The sequence below is a fragment of the Paenibacillus sp. AGC31 genome (assembly GCF_057334655.1).
On sequence record NZ_JBHFJH010000042.1, the window covers coordinates 52,001 to 64,974 of the forward strand.

Annotated in this window: 12 protein-coding genes and 1 riboswitch; of the genes, 6 read left to right on the plus strand and 6 right to left on the minus strand. The window is 48.3% G+C overall.

The features are described from left to right. Positions 1 to 27 precede the first annotated feature (27 nt). The 3 genes from ACE04G_RS25675 to ACE04G_RS25685 form a co-directional block, all read right to left on the minus strand. Positions 28 to 891: a M15 family metallopeptidase gene (locus ACE04G_RS25675; protein WP_449005429.1), complete on the minus strand. Its 864-nt coding sequence runs from the start codon at positions 889 to 891 to the stop codon at positions 28 to 30. Between the two features lie 100 nt (positions 892 to 991). Further along, positions 992 to 2,080 carry a HAMP domain-containing sensor histidine kinase gene (locus ACE04G_RS25680; protein WP_221818687.1) on the minus strand — a complete coding sequence of 363 codons (1,089 nt, stop codon included), beginning with the start codon at positions 2,078 to 2,080 and terminating at the stop codon, positions 992 to 994. Next, positions 2,073 to 2,768, minus strand: coding sequence for a response regulator transcription factor (locus ACE04G_RS25685; protein ID WP_036614121.1), 696 nt, complete (start codon positions 2,766 to 2,768; stop codon positions 2,073 to 2,075). The genes ACE04G_RS25680 and ACE04G_RS25685 overlap by 8 nt, the downstream gene beginning before the upstream one ends. Before the next feature lie 84 nt (positions 2,769 to 2,852). On the opposite strand from ACE04G_RS25685, the gene ACE04G_RS25690 reads away from it, so the two are divergent. The 4 genes from ACE04G_RS25690 (at position 2,853) to ACE04G_RS25705 (ending at position 6,197) form a co-directional block, all read left to right on the plus strand. Next, entirely contained in the window at positions 2,853 to 3,803 is a 951-nt protein-coding gene (locus ACE04G_RS25690) for a helix-turn-helix transcriptional regulator (RefSeq protein ID WP_221818686.1), read from the plus strand. A gap of 73 nt (positions 3,804 to 3,876) precedes the next feature. Beyond that, complete coding sequence (locus ACE04G_RS25695) at positions 3,877 to 4,698, plus strand: zinc ribbon domain-containing protein (RefSeq protein ID WP_221818685.1); 822 nt, start codon at positions 3,877 to 3,879, stop codon at positions 4,696 to 4,698. A gap of 466 nt (positions 4,699 to 5,164) precedes the next feature. After that, positions 5,165 to 5,332, plus strand: a complete 168-nt coding sequence (locus tag ACE04G_RS25700; protein WP_221818684.1) for a hypothetical protein — start codon at positions 5,165 to 5,167, stop codon at positions 5,330 to 5,332. A gap of 175 nt (positions 5,333 to 5,507) precedes the next feature. Next, positions 5,508 to 6,197, plus strand: coding sequence for a hypothetical protein (locus ACE04G_RS25705; RefSeq protein ID WP_449005430.1), 690 nt, complete (start codon positions 5,508 to 5,510; stop codon positions 6,195 to 6,197). Between the two features lie 378 nt (positions 6,198 to 6,575). Here ACE04G_RS25705 and thiC read toward each other — a convergent pair whose 3' ends face one another. Further along, positions 6,576 to 8,360 (minus strand): phosphomethylpyrimidine synthase ThiC, encoded by a 1,785-nt coding sequence (gene thiC / locus ACE04G_RS25710; RefSeq protein ID WP_449005448.1) that lies wholly within the window; start codon positions 8,358 to 8,360, stop codon positions 6,576 to 6,578. Positions 8,361 to 8,779: 419 nt separating this feature from the next. Continuing rightward, positions 8,780 to 8,893: riboswitch (TPP riboswitch) on the minus strand. 148 nt (positions 8,894 to 9,041) lie between these two features. After that, positions 9,042 to 9,785: an IclR family transcriptional regulator gene (locus tag ACE04G_RS25715; protein ID WP_449005431.1), complete on the minus strand. Its 744-nt coding sequence runs from the start codon at positions 9,783 to 9,785 to the stop codon at positions 9,042 to 9,044. Between the two features lie 359 nt (positions 9,786 to 10,144). Between ACE04G_RS25715 and ACE04G_RS25720 the strand changes: the two genes are divergently transcribed. Together ACE04G_RS25720 and ACE04G_RS25725 are read left to right on the plus strand one after the other, a co-directional pair. Further along, positions 10,145 to 11,170, plus strand: a complete 1,026-nt coding sequence (locus ACE04G_RS25720; RefSeq protein WP_449005432.1) for an alpha/beta hydrolase — start codon at positions 10,145 to 10,147, stop codon at positions 11,168 to 11,170. Between the two features lie 149 nt (positions 11,171 to 11,319). Continuing rightward, positions 11,320 to 12,600: a Fe-Mn family superoxide dismutase gene (locus ACE04G_RS25725; protein WP_449005433.1), complete on the plus strand. Its 1,281-nt coding sequence runs from the start codon at positions 11,320 to 11,322 to the stop codon at positions 12,598 to 12,600. A gap of 148 nt (positions 12,601 to 12,748) precedes the next feature. Here ACE04G_RS25725 and ACE04G_RS25730 read toward each other — a convergent pair whose 3' ends face one another. After that, complete coding sequence (locus ACE04G_RS25730; protein WP_036614132.1) at positions 12,749 to 12,973, minus strand: hypothetical protein; 225 nt, start codon at positions 12,971 to 12,973, stop codon at positions 12,749 to 12,751. Position 12,974 lies beyond the last annotated feature (1 nt).

The window sequence follows — 12,974 nt, forward strand, 5'->3', positions numbered from 1 at the left end:
TTGTTTCGCCTCCCTTGTGTTGCCCTGTTATTTCTTTACGGTGACGATGACGCCACCCATGTTATCACCCGATATTTCAGTTTGGCCTTGCTCAGGTATGTAAACGGTTGTGTCTCTGGTGGCCCGATAATAGCGGATGTGATACTGCTCTTCCTCTACTTCCACAGTAATGTTCTCTTTCTCTTTAAGCATATCGAGATACTCTTCCAGCACCAGATTATTCTTATACATGACAGCACTGTGCGGCAGCCCTACATATCGAAAGTGCCATGGTTCATACTGAATACCGGTGATGTGCACTTTATCCTTTGGGTAACGCAAAATAAATCCGTATTTCCATGCATTCTTCTCCAGCCATGCACCCTCTGGTGCTTCATTCATGGCACCCAAGCTGGAGCCGATATCCAAGGATAACCCAAGATTGTGCTCACTGTGTCCCGCAGGAAGTGCATAGTCTGAACCCTTTTCCCGATATAACTCGTCCTGCTTTTCAAAATCCCTGTACCCGCTGCTGACGAGAAAATATCTGACTCCCTCTTCTCCTGCTGCTTCAACCATCCTCTGAAACTCCTGCGCCACCTGCCGTGATAACATGATTTTCTGATCCAGTATTCCATATCCACGAAGCAGATCATCCTCATGTGCCACATATACAATATCGGATTTAACCCCTTCCGGGTGAACGGGGTATTGCTTATCCACCAGTAACAAGTTGCCCTTATGTACCTGATCCTGAATGTTTCCGGTGACGGATACGGTGTAACCTGCGGGATTCTCACGCGTATTCTGAATCTCGATGGGTAACTCATCCTTCTGCTGAATCCATCCCGGTGATTGCGTAACGATATATCCGATCAAAATGATACATATCAAAAAGCCCCACTTTTTCATGCTTGCTCCTCCCTTTTACCTCATGCATCAAGGATAGACAACACAAGTTAAAGAAAAAGCAGGGCAATTTTAAAGTTTTTCTTAAATTTGATATCAGACCTCATTGAAATACGGGCAAACGAACTTCGAACTGCGTCCGTACCACGTCGCTCTGGGCCGAAATTGTACCGTCATGTTGCTCCACAATATTGCGAGCGATAAATAGGCCGAGGCCTGTCCCACCCTCCTGAGGAGTCCGAGCACGATCTCCGGTGTAATACATATCGAAGATATGTGGCAATTCCTCCGGACGAATATGTCCACCATAGTTAATTACCTGAATGATGACCTGTTCTGCATCCCGATATCCATTAATATCTACGTACATACCATCCTTGCCATGCCGTGCAGCGTTAATTAGCAGATTCTCGAACACACGAGCCAGCAGCTCGCCATCACCGGAGACCGTAAGGTCAGTGTCTATTTTTAGTCGGGCGACTAGTTGGTTCTTTTCAAATACAGGATAGAGCTCTTCGTTCATCTGCTTCAGCAGTTCGCTAAGATCCAGCCGTGTCTTGTTTATAGGCAGCATGCCATAATTCATGCGGGTTATTTCGAACAAATCATCAATCAGCTTCTCCAGACGCTGTGATTTGGTGAATGCAATCGACGTAAAGTGCCGTACCTGCTCCTCCGTTAGCTGATCATCCTTCATGAGCAGATCCAGATATCCAAGCACAGACGTCAGCGGTGTTCGCAGGTCATGTGCCAGATTGACAACAAGCTGGTCCTTACTATTTTCAGCAAAATCCCCTCGTTCCACCGCTTCCCTTAACTTCTCACTTGCCAGGTTCACATCCTCCGCAATCGTACCTAACTCGTCCTTCGAGGAGATCTGCACACGATGCTGAAAGTCGCCATTGGCCAAATGTCTGATCCCTGTAGAAATGTCCTTGAAATACGTCGCGTAAGGCTTGGTAAACCAGAAGAAAAACAGAATGGCCAGTGGGATAAATAAAATCAGGAAGAAATAAATATCTCCGATACTTTTCATAAAATGACGATATTCAGCAAGCTGATCTTCTGCACGGACACCCGAATAATAGGCTTGTAAAAGCTTGTAAATCCCATAAGTGATTGCGCCAGAGGCAAGCATGCTTAACCCTAACAACATAATCATGGTTGTGCGAAAACTTCTTCTTTTAGTCATTAAACGTGTACCCCACGCCCCAGATGGTTTTGATAAACTTGTTCTTGTTCACATCTTCCCCCAGCTTTTTGCGCAGGGTTCGAATGTGGACCATCACGGTATTCCCACTCTCGTAATAGGCTTCTCCCCATACCTGTTCAAAAATATTTTCTGCACTGAACACCTGCTTGGGGTGGCTCGCGAGCAGATACAAAATGTCGAACTCCTTCGGTGTTAGTTCCACTGGTTTGCCGTAGAGTGTAACGCGATGTTGATCTGGCGTGATGATGAGCCCGCCCTTCTCCAGAATGGACCTCTGAACAGGCGCAGACTGGCTGAATTGCAGAGAACGACGCAACTGGGAGTTAACCCGGGCAACAAGCTCCATCGGATTGAACGGTTTGGTCATATAATCGTCTGCGCCCATCACAAGTCCCGTAATTTTGTCCATATCTGACGTTTTGGCACTCAGGAAAATGATCGGTAAATGATGCTGCTCCCGAATTTTGCGGGTCACCTCATACCCATCCATGCCGGGCATCATAATGTCCAGAATCGCCAAATCTATCGCTTGGGTCTGAACAGCTTGAACCGCCGCCTTCCCGTCAAAGGCCTTGATGGTGTGATATCCTTCTTTTTGTAGATGTAAAGCAACCAGATCAGCGATCTCAACTTCATCGTCTGCGATCAGAATCGTAATTCGCTTCATTGCTTATTCCACTCCTATGTGTGATGCTCAACAATATAACATATTTGAATCCAACAGATAAACCAATGAAAGGAATCCATACATATGAAACTGGAGCGTTTATTAGCCATCGTCGTGCTGCTAATCAATCGTGGGCGAGTCCAAGCCAAAGACCTGGCAGATATGTTCGAAGTATCGATCCGGACCATCTACCGAGACATCGATACATTGGGTCAAGCAGGTATCCCTGTGGTGACGTATCAGGGAGCAAGCGGCGGGATTGGTCTGGCAGAGGGTTACCGTCTGGATCGAAACGTATTAACAGACAAGGACCTCGCCTCTATCGTCACTGCACTGCGCAGTGTATCCACTTCCCATGCTAATGCGGCGCGAGAGCTTCTGGTCGAAAAACTCAGCAGTATCGTACCTGAATCCAAAAATGACGATTTTCAGGCCAATACCAATCGATTCATCGTGGATTATTCAACCTGGACGCATCCAGAAGCGCTGAAAATCAAGCTTGAACTTATCGAACAGGGTATGGATCAATTACGACCCGTAACCTTTACCTACTGCAGTGCGGAAGGTATCCAGACTCACCGAACTGCCGACCCTCATACCATCGTACTCAAGAAACATTCCTGGTATCTGTATGCTTTTTGCCACGAGCGGAATCAATTTCGCATGTTCAAGCTTGTGCGTATGCAAGATGTCACGCTTGCTAATGAGCAATTCGAGCGTAAAGTCATTAACCCACAGGACAGACCCTGGCAACAGGAATGGAGCCGTCCGGACAATCAAGCCAGGTTAACCTTGAAATTCCATCCTCGCGTCCGTCATATTGCGGAAGAATGGTTTGGGATCGAGAACGTCATGCCTGATGGGACTGGGTATTATATTAGCCAAGTTGCTTTTCCCGAGGATGGCTGGTTATATGGGTTCATCCTGGGCTTCGGCGCGGACGTTGAAGTATTGGAACCTCAGCATATTCGAGACGAGATCTGCCGTATCGCGGAGCAAATTGTACAAAATTATATCTCCCCGACTCAAACCTGACAGACAGCTGTCCAGTTCCTCCCCGTATACTTCAGATATATTCAATCTGTACCTATATAAGGAGGAACTAATCATGAACGTCACTGTATGTCAAAGCTGCGGCATGCCGCTCACAACCCCTGCCCAATTCGGAACGGAAGCAGATGGAAGCACAACCCGTGAGTACTGTATTTATTGTTACAAAGAAGGTCAGTTCGAGCAGCCAGGTATGTCACTGGAAGGCATGACCGAGATGTGCACTGCCATTCTGAAGGACGAGGGCATGGACGAGGAATCCGCTCGTTCGATGCTGCGTAACCAGCTTCCTTTTTTGAAACGTTGGCGCACGAATACAACGGATCAACATGCTCAATCTCTTGTGGAAAACTCTACTACTGGTTCTGCTAACCCTGGTCAGGTAACAACAGATCATTCGTTCTCTGCCCAGCCCGTTCGTTATGTCACGCTCCCAGGCAAACGTCTTGCTGGCGTATCCGCCCGCACAACCAACGCCATTGAGATCAGTGGCAAAGGCTGTATTCAGGGACTCTGGAACAATTATTTTGCCTCAGAGCACCTCCCCGCACCTGAAGCCGCCCGCTATGGCTGTTACACGGATTACACTGATGGCATAACCGGTGAATACACCATACTGGTAGGGCATGAGGTCAGTCCGAACGAATCATTGCCTGAAGGATTGGACGACATTTTACTCCCTCCTGCAACTTACGCCGTATTCACTTCCAGAAAAGGACCGATGGCAGAGGTTGTTGGCGAAGCCTGGGGAGCCGTGTGGGCATGGGACAAACAAAGCGATCGTACGTTCACCGGGGATTTTGAATTGTATGATGAACGCAGCCTGAATCCCGAAAGTGTACAAGTAGATATATACATCGCTGTTCATCAAAATAGATAAAACCAACACAATGCCACCTCAGACAGGATCAAAGTTTCCTCGCATCCTTCTTCATATTACGCAAGCTGCCGGGTTCGCTCGGCAGTCTTTTTGTTATATCCGGAACTACATAACCACCTAAACAACCCGACCATGGTACCAAGTTAGTTAGCATGCTTTGCATCATTTAACCAGACAATATGCCTCATAAGCGGGTACCATTGACTTCCTTAAAATTGGGACTATTCACATAACAACCGATTCGATCCTCCCATATCAAACCTCTCATATCAGGTTCTTTACTCCTGAATTTTCCTAAAACCGTTTACATCTCCTTAAAACCGGGTAAAATCACTACAATCCAATTGGATTTATATTCTAAAATCATTTATTTCGTCTAACAAGTCATATGTACCTATATGTGCAGCTGGCAACATAACCAGTCGAAATACATAATTTAAAAAAATGCATTAAAGGAGGAACCAAGATGATCCGCATGCCTATTCAGCAAATGATCCCGTACCACCACCAATATCCGCGCAACACGGCGACCACTGCTCCTAAAAAGGAGAATGAGAACACTCAAGGTCTATCCTTTCATGAAATTCTGCAGCAAAAAATGGCGAAGAAGAGCGCTTCTCCTTCCCTTCGATAAAATGGACACCAGAACCAATTAGTACGGTTATCAACCGTCTTTCCGCAGTTTGGCGGAAGGGCGGTTATTGGCGTTGAGTAACAAACAACTGTACAGTTCTCAGGTGTGTTTCTATAATGGTTTAAATATCTACAAGATCCATGACATATACGAACTGTAAAAGGGGACTTAGCACATGATCACCATTGGTTGTTTTCACGCTCATTATTCCAACATCGCCTTAATTGAAGAGACGCTTGCTCCTTATGAAGTTGAATTGGTCCATTACGTCGATCCAGGTCTGGACCGTCTTAAACATGATGCTGACTTTTCCGAGGTTGTCATTCACGAGAAGGTAGCCCAGACGCTCCGATGGATCGCTGAGTGTCATGCCGATGCCATTCTGGTCACCTGCACCCTGTTTGCGACAGTACTGGAGCAGGAAGCCTCACAGGTCCCTGTGCCTGTGATCGGCATAGATCATCCGTTATTGCAGGAGATACGGCGAGTGCCGGGAAATTACATAATCGCATTCACCAACCCGGCAACTATTGAAGGAACGATGGCACGGATGAATCAGGCATTACAGCAAGAGGATGAGAATGGGCAACTACACGTTGCCAAGACATCTCAGGCAGATGCCGTGTGCATCCCTGGGACATTTGAGTTGATTATGCGTGGAGATCAGCAAGGATATCTCGAAGCGGTACGTGAAGGATTACAGCAGATTGCTGAGCAGTATCCGGGTAAAGCGGTAGTGGCAGCCCAACTCTCTATGGCTCCCGCAGCTGCACAGGTTACAATAGATCGCCGTATTCCGATCCATAGTCCGCTGGCATTGCTTGCGGCGTATTTGGAGGAGAATTTGGGTGTGGCTCGAGAGTAGTAGCGGATTTGGTGAAGTAACAGGTTGTATCTGAACTCTGCAACTATGAACTCACTTACTTAGTAACACCACAAATTAACGAGGTGAACTAATATGCGTTTCCTCTATATTGTTTTACTGTTTATAGTAGGTTTCTCCTGTTCCGCATCTCTATACGGAGGAGCACCAAAACTCGGTGACGCTCTTTTATTCGTTATCGCAGGAATTCTGTATAAAATATGGACCACACACAGTCACAAAGCTAATTCTGATAAAGGCTGAGTACGGTTAAGAATACATACATGACATAACACTAAAAAAAGCCGTTCTTCTCTGCAATGACAGAGAGAAACGGCTTTATCTCTATTTCAGACTGCCCAGCTTGCGCTGTACTGGCGCCTAGGAACGTGTCCGATATTCCTCGGCCTTTCCCTTCATCCCGGCAGCTACAGCCTCATTCTCGGACAATCCTTTGTCTGCGGCAAAGGCACGAATGTCCTGTGTGATGCGCATGCTACAGAACTTTGGTCCGCACATGGAGCAGAAATGAGCTTCTTTGGCCCCTTCTGCCGGCAGTGTCTCATCATGGTAGGACAGCGCACGTTCAGGGTCCAGTGACAGGTTGAACTGGTCACGCCAGCGGAACTCGAAACGTGCCTTGGACAATGCGTCATCGCGGCGCTGAGCACGTGGATGGCCTTTCGCCAGATCGGCGGCATGAGCTGCGATCTTGTAGGCGATGACCCCTTCCCGCACATCATCCTTGTTGGGCAGGCCCAAATGTTCTTTTGGCGTAACATAACAGAGCATCGACGTGCCAAACCAGCCAATCATGGCCGCACCAATGGCGGATGTGATGTGATCGTAACCCGGGGCAATGTCGGTCGTCAGCGGCCCCAAAGTATAGAACGGTGCCTCTTGGCATATCTCCATCTGCAAGTCCACATTCTCCTTGATCTTATGCATCGGCACATGACCCGGGCCTTCGATCATCACCTGCACATCGTGCTTCCATGCGATCTGCGTCAGTTCCCCAAGCGTAGCCAGTTCCGCCATCTGAGCTTCGTCATTGGCATCGTAGATACTACCTGGACGGAGTCCATCTCCCAGCGAAAACGCCACATCATACCTTTTCATAATCTCACAGATTTCTTCAAAATGGGTGTACAAAAAATTCTCCTGATGATGCGCAAGGCACCATGCTGCCATAATGGACCCACCGCGAGACACAATGCCTGTCATCCGCTTGGCCGTCATCGGGATATAACGCAGCAGTACACCTGCATGAATCGTAAAGTAGTCCACACCCTGCTCTGCCTGCTCAATGAGCGTGTCACGGTACAACTCCCAGGTCAGCGCTTCCGCTTCGCCATTCACCTTCTCCAGCGCCTGATACAGCGGCACCGTACCAATCGGCACAGGAGAATTACGGATGATCCATTCCCGGGTGGTATGAATGTTTTTGCCTGTGGACAGATCCATTACGGTATCCGATCCCCAGCGTACCGCCCAGGTCATCTTCTCGACCTCTTCCTCGATGGAAGAAGATACAGCAGAGTTGCCAATGTTGGCATTGATCTTCACATGAAAATGACGACCAATCAACATCGGCTCACTCTCCGGGTGATTGATGTTAGATGGCAGAATGGCCCGTCCACTCGCCAGCTCCTGCCGTACAAATTCCGGTTCCACGCCCTCACGAATGGCGGCAAACTCCATCTCTGCCGTAATGACTCCTTGCCTCGCGTAGTGCATCTGGGTCACACAGCGTCCTGGGTGTGCCCGCAGTGGTTTGCCACGTAATCCGGGGTACTCTTCGGCGCCAGCTCTCTTCCCTCCGGGCTTCAGTCCATTATCCTCCGGTTTAACCGTACGGCCCTGATAAGCTTCCACATCGCCGCGCTCTGTGATCCAGCGAGTGCGCAGGGCTGGCAAACCTGCGCGGATATCCGCATGAAATTCGGGATCGGTCATGGGGCCGCTCGTATCGTAGACACGTAGCGGTTCGTTATGCTCCACCCCTTGGGGAGTATTCGTGTCATGAAGGGCTATCTCACGCTCCGGTACAGCAATGTCCGGCCGTGAGCCCTGAATGTAGACTTTGCGGCTGCCCGGAAAGGGCTGAACCCGTCCGACCGCCCCTGTTTCTTTTTCCACCTGCTGATCGTTATGTTCCTGTTCCATCGCTTGTTGTCCCGTTTGATTTCCTGTACTCATGTTCGCTTGTCTCCTCCTCAGTGTTCGTCGCTTGTTTGGTTGGGATCGTCATTAGCTCACTTACGTACCTGTCCCAAATCATGCGCAATGCAGAGAAGAAAGAGCGATCCTACACCAGACCAGGGGAGACATAATTTATGTACAGTTCACAACAGACCGGAAGGCAGCACAGATCATGGATCTATGGTGACTTCCCTCATCATCCATGCCCACTTTCGTAGGTTATCGAAAAAGAGGCCCATAGAATCCGCGCTATATCGCCCGTTCCCTGTATATAAAAAAGCCGGTCCCCGAAGGAACCGACTTTTATGTCCATCACCAATAATGCACCTTTATGCAGCTCCTTAACGGAGCCCTACAAGGGTCACATCATGTGGTGGTTGTGGTCATATCGCCGATTACTTCCCTACGCTGGTATGATCCAGATCAGGTGCAAAGGGTCCGGAATCTCATGCGATTCCGTCTCAGTCCGGACAATTCGGACTCCCCCAGTAACGTTAATAAGTTGCGGCTTACATAGGCCGCCGTTCATATTCAATGAAGCTGGCCCCGTTGGGCCGTCCATTACAGAGTAGCGCAACCGGAACATAAAAACAACCTTTATATTCCAGAACACCAACTCAATTGGAGAAAAAACTTACATCAACATCAGGATAACATGAGCCCCATTTGCGTAGCAGCATCCTTCAACACAGGTGCGTATTCATGCAATGTCTCCTGCGAGAGTCGACTGACAGGCCCTGAGACCGAGAGGGCAGCTGCAATATTACCTCTGCGATCCATAATCGGTACAGATACCGCGGCAGCTCCCGGCTCACGTTCCTCATAACTCGTGGCATATCCGTTATCCCGGATATCTCCCATTTGCGCCAAATACACCGCTGGATCGATAAACACCGGCCATTCAGGCCCGTTCATCAGTTCTTCACGATCCTCGTTCGTGGCAAACGCCATCAAGACTTTGCTGGAAGCACCCACAGACAGTGGAAGTCTAACACCAACGGGAGCGACTCGGCGAATCGCCTGATCACTTTGCACAGCCTGAATCCGTATCCGTTCACTGCCATCACGCAGGTACAGACTCACGGTCTCCCCCAATCGATCTCTCAGTCGCTCCATCGCAGGCAGCAGCAGAATAGCGGGATCATCACTGCGGGACATATGAGCCGACAGCTCCCAGATTCGGATGCCAAGTCGGTACTTCTCTGTTGCTGCATCGCGGATCACGAACCCTCGATCCTCCAGCGTAGCCATCAAACGGTGCACTGTACTTTTGTGCAGGCCAATCTGGCTGGCAATTTCGGTGAGTCCCAGATCACTGCGTGTGGTAAAACATAATAATATATCCAGCGCCCGTTCCACAGCCCGGACGGTTAACTTGCGATCTTCCATGGCATAATGCCCTCCTCATGTTTCATCACATGAAACTTGGTTACATAAATTATATGAGAAACGGTCTCATCTGTAAACCAAAAAGAGCCAAAATCAAAATAGGCCAACGTGTAAATTTTTCCTTTTTATAAGACTTAATCCCCTGTAATTTACACACTAAGGTAATGTTACCCATATATCTTAAGAACTATATAACAATTGCGTAACAAATGCCCTCAATCAATTGACTTTGACTATACGGGAACATACGATAAAGATATATTACATTAAGATATCGCTCTGAAGCAGGCTCTGAAATCGACGCAATTCTCTTTTCATGTCGTTGTTATCTTCAACTGAACTTCAAAGGAGGGGCATTCATGTATCCAACATCCCAGAGCGAAGCCCCGCTGCAAACAAAAGTGTCCGATCTGCCCTCTTCCCTATCACCGAGGCTGATTCGGTTCAAACATATTATCGTAGCGTTGCTGCTCTCCGTTGTATTTTTTCTACTGTTTTGTTTTATTGCACTGCATGGTTATATCGCATGGGTATTATCCAATCCTACTGTAGCGCCGGTCTTCTCCAATCCAATGCAGGCCAAGAACATGAAGTATGAAGACATCACGTTCCCGGCAGCAGATGGCAGCCGCACGATGCAGGGATGGTATATACCTGCTGACAATGCTGCAAGCAAAACGATTATTTTCAGTCACGGCTATGGTGCCAATCGTGAAGAAACATGGGTACCTATGTATGACCTGGCCCACTATGCCCATCAACTTGGATTCAATGTGGTGATGTTCGATTATGGTTTCGCCTCACAGGTGAACAAAGCTGTAGCCACAGGTGGCAAAGCTGAGTCACAGCAATTGCTGGGTGCTATACAGTTCGCCAAGCAGCGAGGTGCACAGGAACTGGTTGTCTGGGGTTTCTCGATGGGTGCCGGTACAGCGTTACAAACTGGACTTATTACGAAGGAAGTCGATGCGATGATTCTGGACAGTGCGTTCCTGCTTGAGCCGGATACGCTGTACCACAACATTCATAACCAGATCGATCTCCCGCGTCAGCCTACACTCGAGATTATGAAGCTGTTGTTCCCTGTTCTGAATGGTACCGGACTGCAACAGATTCCATACCAGGAAGTGAAAAAGGAAGATTATCCGTTCCCGATTTTCTTCATCCATGGTACAGAGGACGAGAAGGCGCCTTATCCAATTGCGGAGCAACTCGCCGCCAACCAGACCAATCCGTACTCCGATGAATGGATTGTCCAGGATGCGCATCATGAGTTGATCTTCCGAGAGCATCCAAAGGAATATCTGCGCCGTGTCTCAACTTTCCTGAGTCATGTAACGAAAACAAGCAGTGACGATGTGCAGAACACGAACAGTGGAGAATAACCAAATTTCAATCATCGAATTTTTCCAGAGCCCTCAGGGCTCTTTTTTTTGCACTCATAGGACAACAAGCTCGCGGAATATACTCTTGGGACGCATGAACAGACGGTCTGCATGCAATGAATTTCATCTGAAGGAGGTTCAAAATAAAGATGAACTGGTATGGATATGGTCACCTGCTGCCTCTGCGGACATTGGAGGAAATCCGTTTCTGGAAAGAGCAGGAGAAAGAACATACACTCGTCATTCGTGCCCTGGTTCCTGATCTGGAGCCCCCATACGTCAAGCTACTGGAGGAATGGGAGGTTACCTTTGCAAACAGTGAGCGAGTAGCCAATCAGCTTTTAAAACAACTATTGCCTGGAACCCATCCGCCTGCTCCCTACATGGTTCGTTGTATCGATCAACTTGTGTTGGCAGCTCGGCAGCAATCGAGAGAGTTCATCAAACAGCTATACGTTCTTCTGGAGCAAAGTGCTGCTGTGCAAGCTGTTCCGCTTGCCAAAGTACTCATTCTGCATTTTATCCGCGAGTCGGAGTATTTTCTGGGCGTATTGGATACACTTGGCCAACCTGGCATCTTGCGCGAAACGGATTCGGAGCCATCGCTTTTTCTGGAAAATGCGCTGCATACGTCAGGGCCAGGAAGCATCCATCGCCAAGCTTCAGAAGCTCCAACTTCTCCAGAGGGGAATGTAAATGCACCTGCCGCATCAGCTCAGATCCAATCGGCAACCGTTCAACCGCCTTCTACCGGAACAACACAAGCCACACCCAGCTCTACAGCACCTCCTGTAAAAGAAAAGCCGGTTCCCATTGGAGGACACACACTGCCTCCCCTTCCCTATGCGTACAATGCGCTGGAGCCACATATTGATGAGCTGACGATGCGTATCCATCATGACAAACACCATCAATCTTATGTGGACGGACTAAATGTAGCAGAGAAGAAGCTGGCGGAATCGCGAAAAAAGAATAACTTTGAACTCATCAAACATTGGGAACGTGAACTCGCCTTCAACGGGGCAGGCCACTACCTGCATACGATCTTCTGGACAATTATGAACCCTGCTGGCGGCGGTAAACCTTCCGGTATGCTGGCGGAGCAGATCAAGCGGGATTTCGGAAGTTATGAAGCGTTTAAGAATCAATTCACGGAAGCCGCGAACAAGGTGGAAGGCAGTGGCTGGGCGATGCTTGTCTGGAGCCCGAGAGCACATCGTTTGGAGATTTTGCAGGCGGAAAAACACCAGAACCTGTCCCAGTCCGATATCGTACCGCTCCTGCCACTGGATGTGTGGGAACACGCCTACTATCTGAAACATCAAAACGAACGCAAAAAGTATATCGAGGATTGGTGGAATGTTGTCTACTGGCCCGCTGTTGCCGAGCGTTACGAAACGGCACGCAAGTTATTGTGGCCGCCTTATTAAGCTTGGAGTCAGATGGATTAGAGAAAAAAGAGATATCTCCAGCCGAATGACTGAACGATATCTCTTTTTGGTGTAAACAAAAAAGCAAGTCTCCTGTAAAAAGAGACTTGCTTATATTTTGAGAGACTTCCTATTTCTAAATGTTCACTTAAGAAGCACAGCCCTCGCACGCCACATAGTTGTCGCCAACCTGTTTGCTAATGGAGATCAGATCGCCCAGCTTGATATCAGACTCATCTGTAAACTCCAGATCGGCTATACGTGCAACGATCAGTGCAGCAGCCTCTTCCTTGCTTGTTGCCATTTGGCTGAACTCGGATTTTTCGCCTGTTGATACAACCTCATATAAATACGTATATCTCAATGTGTCCATC